General features: G+C 64.0%; 16 protein-coding genes. All 16 read left to right on the forward strand.

All coding sequences use genetic code 11. The features are described from left to right. Window positions 1–11: 11 nt before the first annotated feature. Window positions 12–347: a cell division protein FtsL gene (gene ftsL, locus ACYVL5_RS15370; RefSeq protein ID WP_460596459.1), complete on the forward strand. Its 336-nt coding sequence runs from the start codon at window positions 12–14 to the stop codon at window positions 345–347. Then, the gene (locus tag ACYVL5_RS15375) at window positions 344–2,308 is read left to right on the forward strand and encodes a penicillin-binding protein (protein WP_460596460.1); all 1,965 of its coding nucleotides are present in this window, start codon (window positions 344–346) and stop codon (window positions 2,306–2,308) included. Before ftsL ends, ACYVL5_RS15375 begins: the two co-directional genes overlap by 4 nt. Before the next feature lie 15 nt (window positions 2,309–2,323). Then, window positions 2,324–3,838 (forward strand): Mur ligase family protein, encoded by a 1,515-nt coding sequence (locus ACYVL5_RS15380; protein ID WP_460596461.1) that lies wholly within the window; start codon window positions 2,324–2,326, stop codon window positions 3,836–3,838. Window positions 3,839–4,135: 297 nt separating this feature from the next. Then, window positions 4,136–5,551, forward strand: coding sequence for a UDP-N-acetylmuramoyl-tripeptide--D-alanyl-D-alanine ligase (locus tag ACYVL5_RS15385; protein ID WP_460596462.1), 1,416 nt, complete (start codon window positions 4,136–4,138; stop codon window positions 5,549–5,551). Beyond that, window positions 5,551–6,642 carry a phospho-N-acetylmuramoyl-pentapeptide-transferase gene (gene mraY / locus ACYVL5_RS15390; RefSeq protein ID WP_460596463.1) on the forward strand — a complete coding sequence of 364 codons (1,092 nt, stop codon included), beginning with the start codon at window positions 5,551–5,553 and terminating at the stop codon, window positions 6,640–6,642. Before ACYVL5_RS15385 ends, mraY begins: the two co-directional genes overlap by 1 nt. Window positions 6,643–6,756: 114 nt before the next feature. After that, a complete protein-coding gene (gene murD, locus ACYVL5_RS15395) occupies window positions 6,757–8,118 on the forward strand; it encodes a Mur ligase family protein (protein ID WP_460596464.1) in 1,362 nt (453 codons plus the stop codon). Window positions 8,119–8,150: 32 nt separating this feature from the next. Next, window positions 8,151–9,218, forward strand: coding sequence for a putative lipid II flippase FtsW (gene ftsW / locus ACYVL5_RS15400; RefSeq protein WP_460596511.1), 1,068 nt, complete (start codon window positions 8,151–8,153; stop codon window positions 9,216–9,218). Then, window positions 9,215–10,312, forward strand: coding sequence for a UDP-N-acetylglucosamine--N-acetylmuramyl-(pentapeptide) pyrophosphoryl-undecaprenol N-acetylglucosamine transferase (gene murG / locus ACYVL5_RS15405; protein ID WP_460596465.1), 1,098 nt, complete (start codon window positions 9,215–9,217; stop codon window positions 10,310–10,312). Before ftsW ends, murG begins: the two co-directional genes overlap by 4 nt. Window positions 10,313–10,525: 213 nt before the next feature. Next, the gene (gene murC, locus ACYVL5_RS15410) at window positions 10,526–11,911 is read left to right on the forward strand and encodes a UDP-N-acetylmuramate--L-alanine ligase (protein WP_460596466.1); all 1,386 of its coding nucleotides are present in this window, start codon (window positions 10,526–10,528) and stop codon (window positions 11,909–11,911) included. A 5-nt stretch (window positions 11,912–11,916) separates the two neighbouring features. Continuing rightward, window positions 11,917–12,819 (forward strand): UDP-N-acetylmuramate dehydrogenase, encoded by a 903-nt coding sequence (gene murB, locus ACYVL5_RS15415; protein WP_460596467.1) that lies wholly within the window; start codon window positions 11,917–11,919, stop codon window positions 12,817–12,819. A 48-nt stretch (window positions 12,820–12,867) separates the two neighbouring features. After that, window positions 12,868–13,785 carry a D-alanine--D-alanine ligase gene (locus ACYVL5_RS15420; RefSeq protein WP_460596468.1) on the forward strand — a complete coding sequence of 306 codons (918 nt, stop codon included), beginning with the start codon at window positions 12,868–12,870 and terminating at the stop codon, window positions 13,783–13,785. A gap of 317 nt (window positions 13,786–14,102) precedes the next feature. Then, entirely contained in the window at window positions 14,103–14,930 is an 828-nt protein-coding gene (locus ACYVL5_RS15425; RefSeq protein ID WP_460596469.1) for a cell division protein FtsQ/DivIB, read from the forward strand. A gap of 9 nt (window positions 14,931–14,939) precedes the next feature. Continuing rightward, window positions 14,940–16,175, forward strand: coding sequence for a cell division protein FtsA (ftsA, locus tag ACYVL5_RS15430; RefSeq protein WP_460596470.1), 1,236 nt, complete (start codon window positions 14,940–14,942; stop codon window positions 16,173–16,175). 161 nt (window positions 16,176–16,336) lie between these two features. Beyond that, window positions 16,337–17,494, forward strand: coding sequence for a cell division protein FtsZ (gene ftsZ, locus ACYVL5_RS15435; protein WP_460596471.1), 1,158 nt, complete (start codon window positions 16,337–16,339; stop codon window positions 17,492–17,494). A gap of 300 nt (window positions 17,495–17,794) precedes the next feature. Beyond that, window positions 17,795–20,272, forward strand: a complete 2,478-nt coding sequence (locus ACYVL5_RS15440) for a hybrid sensor histidine kinase/response regulator (RefSeq protein WP_460596472.1) — start codon at window positions 17,795–17,797, stop codon at window positions 20,270–20,272. A 370-nt stretch (window positions 20,273–20,642) separates the two neighbouring features. Continuing rightward, window positions 20,643–21,449, forward strand: coding sequence for a tetratricopeptide repeat protein (locus ACYVL5_RS15445; RefSeq protein ID WP_460596473.1), 807 nt, complete (start codon window positions 20,643–20,645; stop codon window positions 21,447–21,449). Window positions 21,450–21,505 lie beyond the last annotated feature (56 nt).

Here is a 21,505-nt window from a genome sequence, read left to right on the forward strand (position 1 = left end):
GGGATTTCATCATGGCACAGAGCAAGGTCGAATACGGCAAAGTAGCCGCACCGGTAAGAACCGGGGTCGTAATCAGGGACCACTGGGTCAGTTTCCGCTACCTCATCGCGGTGATGGTGCTCCTGACCCTGGTTTCCATCTTCCACGTCTGGTCGAGGGTCGAGGTCATCGATCTCAACCTTAAGATCTCCGATACCGCCCGGCTTCTCAAGGAGCAGCAGCAGGAGAACCAGCGGTTGAAGGTGGAAGTCGCTTCCCTGAAGACCCCTGCCAGGATCGAGGAGATCGCCAAAGGCCAGCTCGGCATGGCGCTCCCCACCGACCAGCAGGTGGTTGTGGTCAAGTGATAGAGAAGCACGAAAAATGGGCCAGGGTGCGGATGCGCTCGGTGGCCGCTCTTTTCGTCGTATTCTTCGTACTGACCGCCGGGCGCGCCCTCTTTCTGCAGGTGCTGCAGAAGGACAAGCTGGTGAAGCTCGCGGAGAAGCAGCATCAGAGGATCGTGCAGCTCACCCCGGGACGCGGGGCGATCTTTGACAGGAACAATGCGCCGTTGGCGGTCTCATTGGAGATGGACTCCTGCTACGCCGAGACCCGCGACATGGAGAACCTCCCGGACGAGGCGGCCAAGCTCGCTCCCATCCTCGGCATCCCCGAGCCGGAGCTGGAGGCGAAACTCAAGGCGAGCCGCAACTTCGTCTGGCTGGCCCGCAGGATCCCGCCCGAGCAGGCGAAAAGAATCAGGGACCTCGACCTCGACGGCATCGGCTTCGTGAAGGAGACCAAACGCTACTACCCGAACTCCGAGGTGGCGGCGGCTGTGGTAGGCTTTACCGGTGTCGACCCGACCGGTCTGGAGGGGATCGAGAAGAAGTACGATTCCACCATCCTGGGGAACACCGGTTACCTGGTGACCGAGCGGGACGCGCTGGGGCGGGACATCGATCTCAAGAAGGGGAAACAGGGCTCCAAAGGGAGCAACGTCGTCCTCACCCTCGACAAGAATATCCAGTACATAGCGGAGAAGGAGCTCACCAAGGCGGTCGAGAAAAACGGCGCCAAGTCGGGGATCGCCATCGTGATGGAGCCGGACACCGGGCGGGTGCTGGCGATGGCCAACTACCCGACCTTCAACCCGAACGCCTTCTCCAAGTACGGCCAGGATGCGCTGAGAAACCGGGCCATCTCGGACAGCTTCGAGCCGGGCTCGACCTTCAAGATCTTCCTGGTCGCCTCGGCGCTGGAAAGCCACGTGATCAGGCCGGGCGACGCCTTCAACTGCGAGAACGGCAGCTGGGCCTTTGCCGGCAAGACCATCCACGACACCCACAGCTACAGCACGCTCAGCGTGGCGCAGGTGCTCAAATACTCGAGTAACATCGGGGCGGCCAAGATCGGCGGCCGGCTCGGCTCCCAAAGGCTCTACGACGCCCTGACCGCCTTCGGGTTCGGGGAGCGGAGCGAAGTCGACCTTCCCGGCGAGGCGGCCGGGGTGCTCAGGTCGCAGGCCAAGTGGTACCCGATCGACCTGGCGACCATCTCCTTCGGGCAGGGGGTGACCGCCACCGCGCTGCAGATCACCACGGCGGTCTCGGCGGTGGCCAACGGCGGCAACCTGATGAAGCCCTACCTGGTGGAGCGGATCACCAACGACGACGGCGAGGTACTGAAGCAGTTCGGACCTCAGCTCAAGAGGAAGGTCATCTCCCCCGCCACGGCCAAGGTCGTGGCCCACATGCTGGAAGGGGTCGTGAACGAAGGGGGGACCGGCACCGCCGCCCAGGTGGACGGCTACTCGGTGGCGGGGAAGACCGGCACCGCCCAGAAGGTTGACCACGCATCCCACGCCTACTCGGCCAGGAAGCGGACCGCATCCTTCGTAGGGTTCGTGCCGGTGGACAACCCGAAGCTCACCATCCTGGTGGTGGTGGATGAGCCGACCACCAGCCCCTACGGCGGCGTGGTGGCCGCCCCGGCCTTCAGCGCCATCGCCCAGCAGACGCTCTGCTACCTGGGGGTGCCGCCGGAGAAGGGTTTCAAGAAGAAGCCGGTCTCCGTGGAGGCCAAGGAGGTGCGGGAGCCCGATCCCCCCCAGGTCTCCGAAGGGGGAAGCGTCGAAGGGACCCCGGCCGGGGCCATGCCCAACTTCCGCGGGATGAGCATGCGCCAGGTGCTGAGGGTCATGGAGAAACGGGGGCTCAACGTGAAACTGCAGGGAAGCGGACGGGCCGTGGAGCAGCACCCGGCACCGGGAAGCCCCATCACCACCGAGGAAGAAGTCTGGGTCCGGTTCGTGCCGTCGGCCTGACCCAAGGAGATAGAGATGAAACTGACACAACTGCTCAGCTGTGTAGAGGGCGCCCGGGTGACCGGCAACTCCGATCTCGAGATCGGGGGACTCTACTACGACTCGCGACAGGTCGGACCAGGCGGGATTTTCTTTGCCCTGCAAGGAGTTAAGATCGACGGTTGCCAGTTCGTCGAGGCTGCAGTCAAGGGGGGGGCGGTCGCCATTGTGGCGGACCGCCCCTGCGCCGTTGCCGGGGCTACCCTCATCGAGGTCCCCGACGCCCGGCGGGCCATGTCGCTGATGGCGGCGGTTTTCTACGGTATACCGACGGCGGGAGTCCCGACCGTGGGGATCACCGGGACCAACGGGAAGACCACCACCACCTACCTGGTGGAGGGGATCCTGGCGGCGGCGGGGTATCCCCCGGCGGTGCTGGGGACCATCAGCTACCGGTTCGGCGAGGTCTCGATCCCCGCTCCCAACACGACGCCGGAATCCGTCGATCTGCAGCAGACGCTGCGCCAGCTGGTGAACGAGGGGGCGAAGGGGGTGGTGATGGAAGTCTCCTCCCACAGCCTCGAACAGCGTAGAGCCGACGGCTGCCTCTTCGACGTGGCGGTCTTCAGCAACCTGACCCGCGATCATCTCGACTACCACCTGGACATGGAATCCTACTTCGGGAGCAAGCTGAGGCTCTTCACCGATCTCCTCATTCCCGACGATATTAAGCCCAAGCGCTGCGCGGTGGTCAACCTGGACGACCCGTACGGGCGGCGGATCAAGGAAGAGGCGTCCGCTCCCGTCCTTGGCTACTCGGCGGGCCCGGAAGGTGACATCGCCGTCCAGGACGTCCAGTTCACCGTACACGGCATCTGCTGCCAGCTGAAGACTCCGCGCGGGATTCTCAAGCTCTCCTCGGATCTCCTCGGGCGCTTCAACCTCTACAACATCCTATCCGCGGTGGGGACGGGCATCGCGCTGGATCTCCCGGATGCCGCCATCGTGGCGGGGATCGAGGGGCACAAGAAGGTCCCCGGGCGCCTGGAACGGGTGGAAAACGACAAGGGGATCACGGTGCTGGTCGATTACGCCCACACCGGGGATGCCCTGGAGAACGTGCTGGCCACCGTGGCCGAGCTCAAAACCGGCAGGATCATCACCCTCTTTGGCTGCGGCGGCGACCGCGACAAGGGAAAGCGCCCGGTGATGGGGGAGATCGCCGCCCGCTACAGCGACCTGGCCATCGTCACCTCGGACAACCCGCGCACCGAAGATCCCTTCGCCATCCTCGAGGACGTGAAGGCCGGGATCCTGCCGCTGAAGCTCAGGGAGTACCGCCCGGAGGAGTTGGCAGGCGGTATCGCCGAGAAGGGATTCGTGACCATCGAGTCCAGGCACGATGCCATCGAGCTCGCCATCCGGGTGGCCAAGGCCGGGGACATCGTCCTCCTGGCTGGCAAGGGTCACGAGGATTACCAGATCGTCGGCACCGTGAAGCACCACTTCGACGACCGGGAAGAGGCCGCCGAGGCGCTGAGGAAGAAGTAAGATCTCCCTCACCCCCGCCCCTCTCCCCTAAAGGGGCGAGGGGAGATCGACATCCCTCAACGGCAGTGGGGAGATCGACGCCCCCCCTAACGGTGAGTGGGGAGATCGACGCCCCCCCCTGACGGGGACACAGGAATGAGCAGGTACCGCCCCTGACGGGGGCACTTCCCCGAAGGGGAGAAAGTAAATATACCCTCGCCCCTTCAGGGGAGAGGGTGCCCGAAGGGCGGGTGAGGGCGGGTTTGAAGTTGAGAACCGCTCGCTACCAAAAACAGACCAGAAGGGAATTATTCGAACATGGCAAGTTTCACCCTTAAAGAGATAGCCGAGGCAACCGGCGGCAGCATGGTGGGAGACCCCGCTGTCACGGTGGCCGGCGTTTCCACCGACTCTCGCGCGGTGGCGGCGGGTGAACTTTTTATCGCGCTCCGAGGCGAGCGCTTCGATGGGCACCAATTCGTACAAGGGGCGGCTGAGAAGGGCGTTTCCGTCTTGCTGGTCGACCAGCACTGGAAACAGGGCAACGACCTCCCGGCCGGCGTTTCCGCCGTCGTGGTCGAGAACACCGAGCGGGCGCTGGGGGATCTGGCCTCCTTCCACCGCCGCCGCTTCAAGATCAAGATGGTGGCGGTGACCGGCTCCAACGGGAAGACCACCACCAAGGAGATGCTCTCCTGCATCCTCTCCCAGACCGGACCGGGCCTTAAGACCGAGGGAAACCTCAACAACCTGATCGGCCTCCCGCTCACCCTCCTGCGGCTCACCGGGCGCGAGCGCTGGGCGGTCGTCGAGCTCGGCATGAGCGCCTTCGGGGAGATCGACCGGCTGGCGGAGATCGCCGACCCGGACGTCGGCATCATCACCAACGCCTTCCCTGCCCACCTGGAGACCCTGGGGAGCGTGGAAGGGGTGGCCAAGGCCAAGGGGGAGCTTTTCCTGAGGCTCAAGCCCGGCTCCACCGCGGTCTACAACGTCGACGATCCGCTCATCTCCAAGTGCCCGACCCACCTGAACGTGACCCGCCTGACCTTCGGCTTGAGGGGCGCCGAGGTCAGCAGCGCCAACATCACCAGCCTCGGCAAGGCGGGTGAGAGCTTTACGCTGCGCCTCCCCGGCGAGCAGGAGCAGGAGATCCGTCTCCGCGCCTACGGCCGCCACAATATCTACAACGCCCTCGCTGCCGCTGCTGCCGCCCAGGCGCTCGGAGTCTCCGGCGACGTAATACAGCTCGGCCTGCAAGAGTTCACCCCCTACGACAAGCGCTTCCAGCTCGAGGAGACCGCCGGGGTGATCCTCATCAACGACAGCTACAACGCGAACCCCGCCTCCATGGCGGCGGCGCTCAAGACCCTCCACGAGGTGGTGGAAGGGGGAGGGCGCTGCGTGGCGGCGCTGGGTGACATGCTGGAGCTCGGTACCGGCACCGTGGAGGCCCACCGCGAGCTCGGGAAGCTGGCCGCCGCCTCGGTGGCGAGGCTCTATCTCCTGGGGGATCTGGCCGGGGAAGTCGCCCGCGGGGCACTCGATGCCGGCCTTCCCGCCGATCACGTCATGATCGGTCAGGACCACGAGGAGGTGGCCCGCGAAGTGGCCGCCTGGGTGGAGCCGGGTGACTGCGTGCTCTTCAAGGGATCGCGCGGGATGCGCATGGAACGGGCGGCCCAGCTGGTCAAAGAGGCCCTGCTGGCCGAGGCGAAAGGGGGACGTCACTAATGCTGTACCATCTGCTGGTTCCGCTCGCCTCGAGCGCCAAACTCTTCAACGTTTTCAAGTACCTGACCTTCAGGACCATCTACGCCATGATCACCGCGCTGGTCCTTTCCTTCATCGTCGGTCCCTGGGTGATCCGCCGGCTCGAGAAGCTCCAGGCCCGCCAGGTCATCCGCACCGACGGCCCCGAATCCCACCTGAAGAAACAGGGAACCCCCACCATGGGCGGGGTGCTGATCCTGGTCTGCATCGTGGTGCCGACCCTGCTCTGGGCGGACCTGACCAACCACTTCATCTGGCTCACCCTCTTCATCACCGCCGGCTACGGCGTCCTCGGGTTCGTGGACGACTACAAGAAGGTGGTCGAGAAAAACCCGAAGGGGCTCTCCCCCCGCCAGAAGATGTTCTGGCAAATCATCCTGGCCGGCCTGGTCGGGATCGTGCTCTACTGCCTCCCCTACTTCAAGGTGACCGGCTTCTCGACCGAGCTGTACCTCCCGTTCTTCAAGCGGGTCCACCCCGATCTCGGGATCCTCTTCATCCCCTTCGTGACCCTGGTCATCGTCGGCGCCTCCAACGCGGTCAACCTGACCGACGGCCTCGACGGGCTGGCCATCGGCCCGGTGGCCATCAACGCGGCGACCTACATGCTCTTCGGCTACATCGCCGGTAACGCCAAGCTTTCCGGTTACCTGCAGATACCGTACGTCCCCGGCTCCGGCGAGCTCGCCATCCTCTGCGGGGCCATGGTCGGCGCCGGGCTCGGGTTCCTCTGGTACAACTCGTATCCGGCCGAGGTCTTCATGGGGGACGTCGGATCGCTCTCCTTAGGGGGGACGCTCGGGACGCTGGCGGTCCTGACCAAGCAGGAGATCCTCCTGGTGATCGTCGGCGGCGTCTTCGTGGTGGAGGCGCTCTCAGTCATCTTCCAGGTCGGTTCCTACAAGTACCGCGGGAAGAGGATCTTCAGGATGGCCCCCATCCATCACCACTTCGAGCTCAAAGGGGTGGCGGAGCCGAAGATCATCGTGAGGTTCTGGATCATCACCATCATCCTCGCACTGGTGGCCATCTCAACCCTTAAGATGAGGTAAATGAAAACCCGATAAATGTTTGAATCTGAGTGAATTTTCACGCAAAGGGCAGGATTTTTCGGGTATCATGGCGGGTCGCGTTTAAGAATCCGCAAAGCAGCAAGAAAGGCAACGATGGAACTCGCAGGTAAAAACATTCTGGTAGTAGGCCTCGCGCGCACCGGCGTCTCCGTCACCCGTTTCCTGGCCGAACAGGGGGCGCGGGTCACGGTGACCGACATGCGCGACTACGATGCGCTGGCCGACGTGCTGGCGGAACTGGAGGACCTGGAGCTCAACCTGGAGCTCGGCCGCCACGTCCCGCACTCCTTCCTGATGGCCGACCTGATCGTGGTGAGCCCCGGCGTCCCCATGGATATCAAGCCCCTCCAGATGGCCCGCTCGCAGAAACGGCGGGTGGTGAGCGAGGTGGAGCTCGCCTCCTGGTTCATCAAGGCCCCCATGGTCGCCATCACCGGCACCAACGGCAAGACCACCACGACCACCCTGACCGGCGAGATCTTCCGCGCCTGCGGCTTCGAGACCTACGTGGGGGGCAACATCGGCGACCCCCTGATTGACCTCGTCACCAGCGGCCGCGAGGTGGAGCGGGTGGTGGTCGAGCTTTCCTCCTTCCAGCTGGAGGGGATCGAGAGCTTCCGCCCCGACGTGGCCGTGCTCCTCAACATCACCGAGGACCACCTGGACCGCTACCACAGCTACCAGGAGTACATCGACGCGAAGCTTCGCATCTTCGAGAACCAGACCGAGAGCGATTACGCGGTCCTCAACATCGACGATCCGCTGGTGGCCGCCTGCGCCGAAAAGCTCAAGGCCCGCATCTTCCCGATGAGCCGCCGGCAGGAGCTGGAAGAAGGGATCAGCTGCCGCGACGGCTTCATCACCTTCAACCACAACGGCAAGTCGCTCTCCTTCGGCACCGAAGGCTTCCTGCTTAAAGGGGTCCACAACCTCGACAACATCATGGCGAGCCTCGCCGCCACGCTCCTCATGCGCTGCGACGGCGACTGCGCCTACCAGGCGGTCAAGTCCTTCAAGGGGCTCCCGCACCGGATGGAGCTCGTTACCACCGTGAACGGCGTCGGCTACTACGAGGACAGCAAGGGGACCAACGTCGGGAGCGTGGTGAAGTCGCTCGAGAGCTTCGAATCCGGCATCACCCTGATCGCCGGCGGCAAGGACAAGGGTGGCTCCTACGAGCCGCTCGCCCCGCTGGTCCAGGCCCGGGTAAGCCACCTGATCCTGATCGGGGAAGCCAAGGAAAGGATGAACGAGGCGCTCGGCTCCCTGACCGACACCCGTTTCGCCGCCACCCTCGAAGAGGCGGTCGAGCTCTCCCACAGGCTCACCAAGCCCGGCGGCGTGGTCCTCTTCTCCCCAGCCTGCTCGAGCTTCGACATGTTCAAGGACTACCTGGAGCGCGCCAACTGCTTCAAGGCCGCGGTCCGCGCCCTGGCACCCAAGGAGGATGCGTGAAGCGTCTTGAGGGTTACGACATCATTGTGCTGATGATGGTGGTGATCCTCACCTGCTTCGGGGTCGTCATGGTCTACTCCGCCTCCTCGGTGATGGCGGCCAAGAAGTACCACGACGGCTTCTACTTCTTAAAGCGCCAGTCCATCTACGCCGTGGTCGGTTTCACCGCCATGGGCGTCATCATGCACATCGACTACCACGTCTGGAAGAAGTGGGCGGTGCCGCTTTTCTTGGGCTGTTTCTTCCTGCTCCTCTTGGTCTTCGTTCCCGGCATCGGCGGCGCGGCCAAGGGGGCTTCGCGCTGGATCAGGCTCCCGGGCTTCAACTTCCAGCCCTCCGAGCTCGCCAAGGTGGCGCTCATCATCTACATGGCCTACTCGCTCGACAAGCGGCAGGAGAAGCTCCGCCAGTTCGCCTCCGGGTTCTTCCCGTACCTCTTGATCCTGGGGATCTTCATCGCGGTCCTTTTGAAGCAGCACGACATGGGGGCCGCCATGACCATGGCGACGGTGGCCATCGTGATGCTCTTCGCCGCCGGCACCCGTCTCCAGTACATCCTCGGGATGGGGCTCGTCGCCCTTCCGGGTATCTGCTACCTGGTCTTCACCGAGGCCTACCGCATGCGGAGGATCACCGCCTTCATGAATCCCTGGAACGACCCGACCGACACGGGTTTCCAGATCATCCAGTCCTGGCTCGCTTTGGGGACCGGGGGGATCTTCGGGCAGGGGCTCGGGGAAGGGAAGCAGAAGCTTTTCTACCTTCCCGAGGCGCACACGGACTTCATCCTCTCGGTCTGCGGCGAGGAACTGGGATTCATCGGGGTGATCGTCATCGCCTCGATGTTTCTGTTGCTGGTACAGCGCTCGATCCGGGTCGCCATCGCGGCCGAGGACAACTTCGGACGCTTCCTGGCCTTCGGGATCGCCATCCTGATCGGGCTGGAGGCGTTCATCAACATGGCGGTGGTCACCGGGATGCTCCCGACCAAGGGTCTGGCGCTTCCCTTCTTAAGCTACGGCGGCAGCTCGCTGATCATCTCGCTCTGCGCGATCGGCGTCCTCCTTAACGTATCGACCAGCATGAGGGGGCAGGCATGAGACTGATCGTAGCGGGAGGTGGGACCGGCGGGCACCTGTTCCCGGGGATCGCGGTGGCCGAGGAGTTCTTGGCCCGGGCGCCGGAGAACGAGGTCCTCTTCGTGGGGACCAGCCACGGCATCGAGGCGCGCATGCTTCCCAAGCTGGGATACAAGCTCGCCACCATCAGCGCCAGCGGGATGAAGGGGCTCGGGACCACCAGGAAACTCCTGAGCGCGGGAAGGCTTCTCTACGGGTACGCGCAGTCGCGCAAGATCCTGAAGGAGTTCCGCCCGGACCTGGTGCTGGGCGTCGGCGGCTACGCCTCGGCTCCGCTCGTGTTGGCCGCCCGCGGCATGGGGATCCCCCGGTTCATCCACGAGCAAAACGCCTTCCCGGGTATCACCAACAAGGTGCTCGGAAGGATCGCCGACGGCATCTACATCTCGATGCCGGAATCGGCGGCCTTCTTCCCCGAGGGGAGCACGCTTTTGACCGGCAACCCGATCCGCAAGGAGATCCTCTGGAGCTTCCACGAGCGGATCCCGACCGAGGGGAACGGTTTCAGCCTGCTGGTCTTCGGCGGGAGCGCCGGGGCGCACCGGATCAACACGACCCTCATCGAGGCGCTGCCGTTTCTGGCGGGGGTGAAGGACCGGCTGAAGATCGTCCACCAGACCGGGCAAAAGGATGTCGAGGAGGTGCGGGCGGGGTATCAGGCGGCCGGGTTCCAGGCCGAGGTGCTTCCCTTCATCGACGACATGTCGGCCGCCTACGGCGCCGCGGACCTGGTTATCTGCCGGGCCGGGGCGACCACCATCGCCGAGGTCACCGCCTGCGGCAAGGCCTGCATCTTCATTCCGTTCCCCTACGCGGCGGACGACCACCAGAGAAAGAATGCCGAGTCGCTCATCAACCGGGGCGCCGGCTTCATGATCCTGGAGGAAGACCTCTCCGGCGAGCTGCTGGCCAAGGAGATCGTCTCCCACCTGGAGAACCCGGAAGGGCTCGCCGAGGTGGAGCGTAACGCCCGCTCGCTCGCCCAGTTGGACGCCGCCCAGGCCATCGTGGCCGCCATGATGGAGAAGGTGAACCTGGCCAAGCGGATGAAGTAACCCTCTTCCCGCTTCCGGAGGGAGGGGGTGAGAGGGCGGGGAAAGGTGGACCGAGCTTCCAGGCCGGCAGCGTAAATGAGCCGGTGAAAGTTGGTGAAATCCCCCCTGTCCCCCCTTCGCAAAGGTGGGGACCTCGGCGCTGCGGAAAAAAGACAAGGGGTCAGGCACCTGGCGGAGCCAGACCCCCGACGACGCAAAACGAAAGGACGTTCCGTGTACGGAAAAATCGAAAAAATACATTTTGTAGGGATCGGCGGGATCGGGATGAGCGGCATCGCGGAGGTGCTTTTGAACCTCGGCTACAAGGTCTCCGGTTCCGACCTCCGCTCCTCCGAGATCACCGAGCGCCTGGCCGGGCTGGGGGGCGAGATCTTCTACGGGCACGCCCGCGAAAACGTCGCCAACGTCGACGTGGTGGTCATCTCCAGTGCCGTGCATGAAGACAACCCTGAGGTGATCGAGGCCCACGAGAAGCTGATCCCGGTCATCCCCCGCGCCGAGATGCTGGCCGAGTTGATGCGGATGAAGTACGGCATAGCGGTGGCCGGCACCCACGGTAAGACCACCACCACCTCCATGGTGGCCACCCTCCTCTCCAAGGGGGGGATCGACCCGACCATGGTGATCGGCGGCCGGCTCAACTCGCTGGGTACCAACGCCAGGCTCGGGCAGGGGCAGTTCCTGGTCGCCGAGGCGGACGAGTCGGACGGCTCCTTCCTCCTTCTCTCCCCGACCATCGCCGTCGTGACCAACATCGACGCCGACCACCTCGACTTCTACAGCGGGATCGACGAGATCAAGGACACCTTCGTCGAGTTCATCAACAAGATCCCCTTCTACGGCCTGGCCGTCCTCTGCCTGGACAACGGCAACGTGGCGGACATCCTCCCGCGGGTCAAGAAGCGTTTCACGAGCTACGGGCTGTCGGCCCAGGCCGATTACCGCGCCACCGACATCAAGCTCTCCGGCTTCACCACGAGCTTCGTCGCCCACCACAAAGGTGTGCGGCTCGGCGAGATCACCTTCCACATGCCGGGGGCCCACAACGTCCTGAACGCGCTGGCCTCCATCGCGGTCGCCCGCGAGCTCGACATCCCCTTCGAGGTGATCCGCGAAGGGTTCGCGGCCTTCGGCGGCGTCGGACGCCGCTTCCACCTGAAGGGGGAGGCCAACGGCATCATGGTGGTGGACGACTACGGCCACCACCCGACCGAGATCCGCGCCACCCTGGCCGCCGCCAAGTCGGGATGGAGCGAGCGCCGGCTGGTGGTCGTCTTCCAGCCGCACCGTTACACGAGGACCAAGGAGCTCTTCGAGGAGTTCGTGAAGGCCTTCCACGACGCCGACGTGCTGATCCTGACCGACATCTACCCGGCCGGCGAGGCGCCGATCGAGGGGGTCACCGCCGAGAACCTGGCCGGAAGGATCCGCCGCCACGGCCACCGCGAGGTCTCCTGGATCTCCGACCGCGACCAGCTCTGCGACCACCTGGAGCAGATGCTCCAGCCGGGCGACATCCTGCTGACCCTGGGCGCCGGTAACGTCTGGCAGGTAGGGGAGACCATGCTGAAGCGGCTCTCCGGCGGCGCCGAGGGGTAAGCCGCGTGCTCCGCGAACAGCTCAAAGCCATCGCGGCCGAGCTCCGCGGCGAGGTCCGCTGGGACGAGCCGATGGCCCAGCACACCGGGCTCAAGGTCGGTGGCCCTGCCGATCTCTACATCGAGCCGGCCGATCTTCCCGACCTCAGGTGGGCGGTCGCCAAGATGGAAGAGGCGTCCATCCCCTACACGTTGGTGGGTGCCGGTTTCAACCTGCTGGTCCGCGACGGCGGCCTCAGGGGCTGCGTGATCTCTCTCAAGGCGCTCGACGCGGTGAAACCGATGCCGGGAGCGCGGCTCGAGGTGGAGGCCGGAGTCTCCAACGCGATGCTCTGCCGGGTCGCCGCCGAGCACTGCCTCTCCGGGGTGGAGTTCCTCTGCGGCATCCCCGGTACCTTCGGCGGGGCCGTCGCGATGAACGCCGGGGCGCACGGGTGGGAGACCCTGCAGCGGGTGGAGACGCTGACCACGCTCCTCGCGGGGGAGCTCAAGGTACGGAAGGTGGGGGAGCTGGAATTCGGCTACCGCTTCCTGAAGCTGGAACCGGGGGAGATCGTGGTGGGCGCCAAGCTCAGGATGGAGCCGGCCGAACGGAGGGTGATCGAGGAGACCATGTCCTCCTACCTCCACATCCGCGGCAAGTCGCAGCGGGTCGGCTTCCCGAGTGCCGGTTCCTTCTTCAAGAATCCCCCGGGGACCCAGGCCTGGCGACTGATCGAGCAGGCGGGTCTCAGAGGTACCACGGTGGGAGGGGCCCAGGTCTCCGAGGTTCACACCAACTTCCTCGTCAACCGCGGCGGCGCCAAGGCTGCCGACCTGCTGGCCCTGGCCGCCCTCGTGAAGGTGAGGGTCAGGGAGCACTCGGGGGTGGAGTTGGAAGAGGAAGTAAGGATCATCGGGGAAGGATAGGTTCCCTTGCGGGGATGCAATGATCGAGAAAGGGGGAAGGGCCTGAGGATGACCGTCGAGGATATGAAGCATAAGAAGATCGGTGTATTGATGGGTGGGCTTTCCGCCGAGCGCGAAGTGTCGCTGAGCAGCGGGCAGGCGGTGCTCCGGGCGCTTACCTCCCTCGGGTACCGTGCGGTCGGCATCGACGTCGGCCGTGACCTGGCGGGCCGGGTGGCCGCCGAGGGGATCGAGATCGCCTTCATCGCCCTCCACGGCCGTTTCGGCGAGGACGGCTCCGTCCAGGGGCTCCTCGAGCTGATGGGGATTCCCTACACCGGTTCCGGCGTCCTGGCCAGTGCCCTCGCCATCAACAAGATCTTCTCCAAGACCGTCTTCTCCGCCGCCGGGCTTTCCGTCGCACCGTACCAGGTGCTCAGACGGGGCGAGCCGCTCAACCTCACCTTCCCGCTGCCGGTGGTGGTGAAGCCCTCCCAGGAAGGTTCCTCGGTCGGGGTAAGCATCGTGAAGGAGTTCTCCCAGATGGCGGCCGCCCTCGAGGAGGCTTTCAAGTACGACGCCGAGATCCTGGTCGAGAAGTTCATCGACGGGCGCGAGGTCCAGGTCGGGATCCTCGACGGCCGGGCGCTCGGTGCCATCGAGATCGTTCCCAAGCGGGAGTTCTACGATTTCGAGGCCAAGTACACCGCCGGGATGGCCGAGCACATCCTCCCCGCCCGGCTGCCGGAGGCGACCTACGAGAAGGTGCTGAGGGCCGGAGAGAAGGCCCATGCCTGCCTCGCCTGCGACTGCTACAGCAGGGTCGACTTCCTGGTCACCGAGAGCGGCGACTGTTACATCCTCGAGGTCAACACCCTGCCGGGGATGACCGACCTGAGCCTGTTGCCGGAAATAGCCGGCGGGGCCGGTATCAGTTTTCAGCAGTTGGTCGAGAGGATCGTCCTGTCGGCCTCGCTGAAAATCTAACCCCTTGCTTCTCCTTCCGCCTCCCCAGGGAGGCAGGGCCGAGGGGGTCGGCCCGGGGGCCGATCGGCGTCGGTCCCACTTCCTGGGGATAAAGCGGGATGGTCACGGGATGTAGGGGAAGGGGACCGGCTCCGAAGGTGCCTGTCCCCCTGGGAGGCGAAAGCCGAAGGCCGATCCTCCTCTCGTCCCCTGATCGAAAGGGGGCAGGCACCAGGCGGAGCCAGTCCCCAACAACCGGATTGGGTTTTATGCGGCGCGAGCCGCTTTGAATGAAGTCATTGAACTGTATTGATCGTTAACCTAGAAACGGTGTCCGGATGCGTGATCTGCATACAAAAAAACCGCGCCAGGTAGCCCACAACCGGGTGAAGAAGGCGCCCAAGCAGCGCAAGCCGATCAACTGGCGCCCGATCGTCACCTGGCTCGCCAGGGGGATCGGGGGGGTGGTCATCTGCGCCGCTCTCGGTTTCGGTGGGGTGAAAGCCTACCGGAATGTCTCGGCCGTCACCCTTTTCCGGCTGGAAACCATCGAGGTATCGCCGACCAAGAAGCTCTCCCGCGACGAAGTCATCGCCATGGCCGGGATCAAGCCGGGAGATTCCATGCTCGCCGTCAGGCTCAAGCGGGTCGTGGAGCAACTCTCCAAGAACCCGTGGATCGAGAAGGTCCAGGTCCGCCGCTTCTTCCCCCACACCATCTCCATCGCGCTCACCGAGCGTTCCGCCGCGGCGGTGGCCAATGTCGGCTGCCTCTATTACCTCGACGCCAAGGGTAACCTCTTCAAGCCGCTGGTGGAGGGGGACCGGCTCGACTACCCGCTGATCACCGGCGTCGCCGAGGAGGATCTCGAGAAGGATCCCTCCGGAAGCCACGAGGCGTTCGTGAGCGCCCTGCAGCTGGTCGACACCCTGAGAAAAGGGAAAGGCTTCGGGATGGAGGACGTTTCCGAGATCCACTACGACAAGGGGTACGGGTTCACCCTCTTCACCATGGCCGGGGGGATTCCCATCAAGCTGGGCAAGGGGGATTTCGACGAGAAGCTGGCCCGCTTCTCCACCATCTACGCGAACCTCAAGCCCCAGATGCAGGCGCTCGACTACATCGATCTGGATTACACAGACAAAATAATAGTTAAAAAGGTATAGGGGGGAGTTATGTCCGGCAGAAGAGACAACCTGATCGTAGGACTCGACATCGGCACCACCAAGATTTGCGCCATCGTGGGCAACCTGACCGAAGACGGTCTCGACATCGTCGGCATCGGCACGAGCCCCTCCAAGGGGCTCCGCAAAGGGGTGGTCATCAACATCGAGAGCACGGTGTCGGCCATCAAGAAGGCGGTCGAGGAGGCCGAGTTGATGGCCGGATGCGAGATCAAGTCGGTCTACGCCGGCATCGCGGGAGGGCACATCAAGGGCTTCAACTCCCAGGGTGTCATCGCCATCAAGAACCGCGAAGTCTCCCCCGAGGACGTGAAACGGGTGATCGAGGCCGCCAAGGCGATCGCCATCCCGATGGACCGCGAGGTCATCCACATCCTCCCCCAGGAATTCATCATCGACGACCAGGATGGCATCCGCGAGCCGCTGGGGATGAGCGGGGTCCGGCTGGAGGCCAAGGTCCACATCGTCACCGGCGCGGTGGCGAGCGCCCAGAACATCGTGAAGTCCTGCAACCGGGCGGGCCTCGAGGTCGCCGACATCGTCCTCGAACAGCTCTCCTCCTCGGAGGCGGTGCTCTCGGCTGACGAGAAGGAGCTCGGCGTGGCCCTGGTCGACATCGGCGGCGGCACCACCGACATCGCCATCTTCGTGGACGGCGCCATCAAGCACACCTCGGTGCTCTCCCTGGGGGGGAACCACCTGACCAACGACATCGCAGTGGGGCTGCGTACCCCGATGGCCGAGGCCGAGCGGATCAAGCAGAAGTACGGCTGCTGCCTCTCCTCCATGGTCGGTAAAGACGAGACCATCGAGGTCCCGAGCGTGGGTGGCCGCAAGCCGCGGGTCCTCTCCCGCCAGCTCCTCTGCGAGATCCTCGAGCCGCGCGTCGAGGAGATCTTCACCCTGGTCAACCGCGAGATCGTCAAGAGCGGGCTCGAGGACATGATCGCCTCGGGCGTGGTCATCACCGGCGGCTCCACCATCCTCGAGGGGATGCCGGAGCTCGCGGAGCAGATTTTCAATCTCCCGGTCCGCCGCGGACTCCCCCAGAAAATCGGCGGTTTGACGGACGTGGTGAACTCCCCGGTCTATGCCACCGGCGTGGGGCTCGTGGTGTACGGCAGCAAGAACGTCGGGATCCACGAATTCCCCCCCCAGCAAAGCGACGACACCGTCTTCAGGCGGGTAAGTAGGCGAATGAAGGACTGGTTTGGCGAGTTCTTCTAACGGCCCGCAATACGGCCACTGGCTCGGAATGATTCGGAAAATGGCAGGCCGAAAAGTTATCTCTCAGTGCATTTTCGGCTTCCAATGAAAAGCAAAACGTAGTATAAAGGCGGTTAATTTTAACTTCGGCCGGGGGGCGCGAAAAAGGAGGGGGAGGGGACATGTTTCACTTCGATGAGAGCATCGATCAAAGCGCGAAAATCAAGGTAATCGGGGTTGGCGGATCCGGCGGAAACGCGGTCAACACCATGATGGCGGTCGGCATTGCCGGCGTCGATTTCATCGTGGCCAACACCGATGCCCAGGCCCTCAGGATGTCCAAGGCGCCGGTAAAAATCCAGATCGGGACCCAGCTCACCAAGGGGCTTGGCGCGGGTGCCAACCCGAACGTCGGCCGTGAGGCCGCTCTCGAAGACAAAGAAAAACTTACCGAGGCACTCAAGGGTGCCGACATGATCTTCATCGCCGCCGGCATGGGCGGCGGTACCGGTACCGGTGCCGCCCCGATCATCGCCGAGGTGGCCCGCGAGCAGGGTGCCCTGACCGTCGGCGTGGTGACCAAGCCGTTCACCCGCGAGGGGCGTCAGCGCCTGGCCAAGGGTGAGGACGGCATCAAGGAGCTCAAGAAGCACGTCGACTCCCTGATCGTCATCCCCAACGACCGTCTGCTCGGCCTGGCCGGGAAGTCCATGTCGATCCTCGACGCCTTCAAACCTTCCGACGACGTGCTCCGTCAGGCGGTCCAGGGTATCTCCGACCTGATCACCCAGTCCGGCCTGATCAACGTCGACTTCGCCGACGTCAAGTCGATCATGAGCGAGCGCGGCATGGCCATGATGGGTATCGGCCTCGGCAACGGCGAGAACCGCGCCATCGACGCCGCCGTGCGCGCCATCTCCAGCCCGCTGCTCGAGGACATCGACATCTCCGGCGCCAAGGGCGTGCTGGTCAACATCTCCGGCTCCGCCTCCATGACCATGGACGAGTTCGACGCCGCCAGCAAGATCATCCACGAGAAGGTCCACGAGGACGCCAACATCATCATCGGTCTGGTCATCGACGAAAGCCTCGGCGAGACGATCAAGATCACCGCCATCGCCACCGGCTTCGGCGACCGTTTCGACCTCGAGAAGGGGCGTCACGAGCTGAAGAACGTCTCCGCCATGGCGAAGCAGCAGGAGATCAACCGCGAGATCCCGACCTTCATCCGCGAGAAGCACCAGCGCGACACCCAGATCCGCTCCCAGCGGAGCGCCTTCCTGATGGACGACGAGGACCAGTACGACATCCCGACCTTCCTCAGGAAGTCGGTCGACTAGCAGCACCCCTTCCGTCCCCCCACTGAAAAGCCCGGCCCGTCAACGGCGCCGGGCTTTTCTTTTTTCCGCCCGGCGATCCCTCTTCCGCCGGGATCCCCCCACCCTCACCACTCCCAATTTCCCCTCGAGCAGGCTCTCCCTCTCCCTCCGGGAGAGGGCCGGGGTGAGGGAAGGTTCGAGAGAGGGGCTGTTGACGGGCGGCTGCTCTTTCCATTAAAGGGGAGCGGCATTTGCTCCGATAGAAAAGGAGACAGGCACCAGAAGATGCCGTCCCCCGCAATACAACGGAGTGCCCCTTTAATGCCAGCCAGCCCGCAGCTTTACAGTAGCCGCATCATCAACATCTTCGTGACGCTCATCAGGCGCAAATACCGGCACGTCGACGTCGAAGAACTGTTGAGCTATGCCGGAATGACCTCAGGCGAGGTCAGCGACGAGGGGCACTGGTTCACCCAGCGCCAGGTCGATCTCTTCCATGAGAAGATGAATACGATGATCGGCCACGACATCTCCCGGGAAGGCGGGCGCTTCGCGGCCTCGTTGGACGGCCTCGGCCTGGGCGCCAAGTGCTTCCTCGGCATGGTCAGCCCCGCCGTGGTCTTCAACGGCATCGCCCGGTCGGTCCCCAAGCTGACCCGCTCCTCGCTCTACACGTCGCAGCGCCTGGCGGAGACCACCTACGAGATCACCGCCCAGCCGGTGAAGGGGGTCCAGGAGCGGGCCTACCAGTGCGAAAACCGGCTCGGTTTCCTGGAGGCGGTTCCGCTGGTCTTCAACTTCGGCCTGCCCAAGGTCGAGCACCCCGAGTGCCTGTTCAGGGGGGGGGACTGCTGCCGGTACATCGTGACCTGGAACAAGCCCTCCTACGTACGCATCCGCACCGTGAGGAACCGCCTGACGCCCGTGCTGCTGCTCGCGGTGGCCGGTTCGGCCCTCTTCGTCTCCCCCCAGATGGTGGCGGCGCTTTCGTCGATGCTGGTGATGGCGTTCCTGGGCACTTCCTATACCGCGGAGCTTTTGGAAGGGAAGGAGCTGACCGGGGCCCTGCTGGAGTTGAGGGAATCGTCGGAGCACCTGGTCGAGCAGGTGGAGTCCAACTATAACAATGCACGCATGGTCAACGAGGTCGGCCAGGCGATCAGCAGGCAGAGCGACATCGACGAGGTACTGGAGAGCGTGATCATGGCGCTGGAAAACCGCCTCCGCTATGACCGCTGCCTGATCCTGCTGGCCGACGAGGGGCCGTCCGAGCTGACCTTCCGGACCGGGTTTGGCTATCGCGGCGACCAGCTCGAACTCCTGCGGCAAACTTCCTTCAAGCTCCACCCGAACTCCAATGGGGTCCTCGTCCGGACCTTCCGTGAGCAGCGACCGGTGCTGGTCAACGACCTGGCCGAGGTCGGCCCCCATCACGCCGCCCGCAGCGCCGCCTTCACCGAGATGATGGCGGCCCAGTCCTTCATCTGCTGTCCGATCGTCTACGAGGGGGAATCCCTCGGAGTGCTGGCGGTGGACAACGTGAGGACGAAACGGCTCCTCGTGCAAAGTGACATGACCCTTCTGATGGGGATCGCCCCGGTGATCGGCATGAGCATCCGCAACGCCATGTACGTCGAGCGGGAACGGCGGATGGAGGAGCAACTGCGTCATTCCCAGAAGATGGAGGCCGTGGGGCAGCTGGCGGGAGGGATCGCCCATGATTTCAACAACCTCCTCACCGCCATCATCGGCTTCGCCAACCTCTCCCAGGGCACCGTCGACGCCGACCATCCCGCGGCAAAGTATCTCGACCAGGTGCAGCTCGCGGCCGACCGGGCGTCACACCTTACCGAGGGGCTCCTCGCCTTTAGCCGGAAGCAGGTCAAAGATCCCCGGGCGGTAGAGCTCAACCACGTGGTCGAGAACATCAACAAGCTCTTAAGGCGCCTGATAACCGCGGAGATCGAGCTGGACATCGACCTCTCCCGGCAGCGGCTGCAGATCATGGCCGACCCGGGGCAGATCGAGCAGGTCCTGATGAACCTGGTCGCCAACGCGCGCGACGCCATCAGCGGATCCGGCCGGCTCAGCATCAGCACCTCGGTGGTCGAGCTGACTCCGGAGCTGGTCCGGAAACGGGGCGTGGGCAAGGCGGGAAGCTATGCGATGCTCTCGGTGGCGGATACCGGCGCCGGAATGGACGCCGCCACCAAGGCGCGCATCTTCGAGCCGTTCTTCACCACCAAGGAGGTCGGCAAGGGGACCGGGCTCGGGATGGCCATCGTGTATGGCATCGTCCAGCAGCATGAAGGGTTCATCGATGTGACGAGCGAGCCGGGAGTCGGTACCATCTTCGACGTCTACCTGCCGATCCTGGGCAAGGATGTGGGCAGGACCGTTGCGGATGTGGTCGATACGGGCTGCTACGCGGGGAGTGAGACGGTGCTGGTGGCCGAAGACGCACCGGAGGTCCGCAGGCTGACCTCGGAGGTATTGTCGAGTAACGGCTACCGGGTCATCGAGGCGGTGGACGGGGAGGATGCCGTGAACCGCTTTCTCGAGCACCGGGAGAGCGTCGATCTCGTCATCATGGACGTGGTCATGCCGAAGATGAACGGCAAGGACGCTTACGCCGCCATCGCGAGGAAGAACCCGCGGACGAAGGTCCTCTTCACAAGCGGATACACGCCGGACGATGTGGCCCGGAAGGGGGTGACCTTCGCCAAGGGGAACTTCCTTCCCAAGCCCAGCACGCCGCAGGAGTTGCTCAAGAAGGTACGGGAGGTCCTGGCCGCCTGAAGCTTCGGCCGCCTTGCCCACTCCAGCCGCCATGCCAGTTCCCTCCGCCTTGCCAGCTCCCGCCGCCTTGCCAGCTCCAGCCGCCATGCTAGCTCCAGCCGCCATGCTAGCTCCAGCCGCAATTGTGCTCAACTTTTGTCGCTTTTCGGCCCGTTTCGGGACAAGTGACGCTTATCGGGACACCCCTTTCCCCGCCCGTTTTCGCCTCTCCAATCAGCCTCTAATCGCTCTCTAATGGCTTTTACATGTCTCTTTGCGGCCTTATGGGATCGTGATGGTCCTATTAGATCTCTGGCATAGTAGTTGTAACCTTTCGAGACACGACCCTTACTGACAGTAGGGTGGCATTCTGTGCTTCGGAGGGTTTCAAATGACAGACGCTACCAGGCATAACATCATAGACTTCAGGCAAAAAGCCAAGGAGTTACGCATAAAAAAGGTGTCCAAGAAGGCTTCGGCAGACGTATCGGAGTTTGAGGCTGAACGAGCGGAGGCCCTGGGGCTTCTGCACTTGATGGGTGAAGGAGTGGTGAGGGATGAGGTGAAGGCGGCAAGTTACCTGGCCACCGCCGCCAAGGGGGGAAAGGCGCGGGCACAACACGAACTGGGCCTGCTTCACCTTCAGGGATCAGGCGTCCCCCACGACGTGCACTGCGCCGTCGACCTTCTCGAGAGCGCGTGGAAGGGAGGGTATGCACCCAGTGTCATTGTGCTTGCCGAGCTCTTCATCTTCGGCCAGCACTGCCAGAAGGACATCGAGCGCGCCCTGGATCTGCTCTACGAGGTCGTTTTCGACGGCGAGACGGCTGCCATGTATTACCTGGCCTACATCTACGACCGCGATCCCGAGCACCATAACCCCTTCGAGGCCGCCTACTGGTACCGCAGGGCCGCTGAGTACGGCCACTTCAAGTCCCAGATCCGGCTTGCCTGTCTCTATGCGATAGGGCAGGGAGTCCCCCGTTGTCTCGACACCGCCCAAGGCTTTTTGCAGGCGGCGATGAAGAGCACCGACGCGCAGGACCCGAGGTTCCTGTATTGGCAGGGTGCGCGCCTAGGTGAGAAACCGGAGACCGAGTTCCTGGGGCAAGCCCTCATCAGGGCCGCCGCCGCGATGAAATACACCCCCGCCCAGCGTTTCCTGATGGAACACGGCTGGCGGGCCAATTCACGCTGAACTTGGGAGAGCCCATATCCCCTCGCCCTCCGGGAGAGGGGATATGGGTGAGGGAA

It is taken from the genome of Geomonas sp. Red276 (assembly GCF_054784495.1).

Bases quoted from the DNA above. Each gene is read 5' to 3' on its own strand.
- ACYVL5_RS15385 (WP_460596462.1), top strand. From the start codon at position 4,136: ATGGCAAGTTTCACCCTTAAAGAGATAGCCGAGGCAACCGGCGGCAGC.
- ftsA (WP_460596470.1), top strand. From the start codon at position 14,940: ATGTCCGGCAGAAGAGACAACCTGATCGTAGGACTCGACATCGGCACC.
- murG (WP_460596465.1), top strand. From the start codon at position 9,215: ATGAGACTGATCGTAGCGGGAGGTGGGACCGGCGGGCACCTGTTCCCG.
- ACYVL5_RS15380 (WP_460596461.1), top strand. From the start codon at position 2,324: ATGAAACTGACACAACTGCTCAGCTGTGTAGAGGGCGCCCGGGTGACC.
- ftsW (WP_460596511.1), top strand. From the start codon at position 8,151: ATGATGGTGGTGATCCTCACCTGCTTCGGGGTCGTCATGGTCTACTCC.
- ACYVL5_RS15440 (WP_460596472.1), top strand. From the start codon at position 17,795: ATGCCAGCCAGCCCGCAGCTTTACAGTAGCCGCATCATCAACATCTTC.
- ftsZ (WP_460596471.1), top strand. From the start codon at position 16,337: ATGTTTCACTTCGATGAGAGCATCGATCAAAGCGCGAAAATCAAGGTA.
- ACYVL5_RS15445 (WP_460596473.1), top strand. From the start codon at position 20,643: ATGACAGACGCTACCAGGCATAACATCATAGACTTCAGGCAAAAAGCC.
- mraY (WP_460596463.1), top strand. From the start codon at position 5,551: ATGCTGTACCATCTGCTGGTTCCGCTCGCCTCGAGCGCCAAACTCTTC.
- ftsL (WP_460596459.1), top strand. From the start codon at position 12: ATGGCACAGAGCAAGGTCGAATACGGCAAAGTAGCCGCACCGGTAAGA.
- ACYVL5_RS15425 (WP_460596469.1), top strand. From the start codon at position 14,103: ATGCGTGATCTGCATACAAAAAAACCGCGCCAGGTAGCCCACAACCGG.
- ACYVL5_RS15420 (WP_460596468.1), top strand. From the start codon at position 12,868: ATGACCGTCGAGGATATGAAGCATAAGAAGATCGGTGTATTGATGGGT.
- murD (WP_460596464.1), top strand. From the start codon at position 6,757: ATGGAACTCGCAGGTAAAAACATTCTGGTAGTAGGCCTCGCGCGCACC.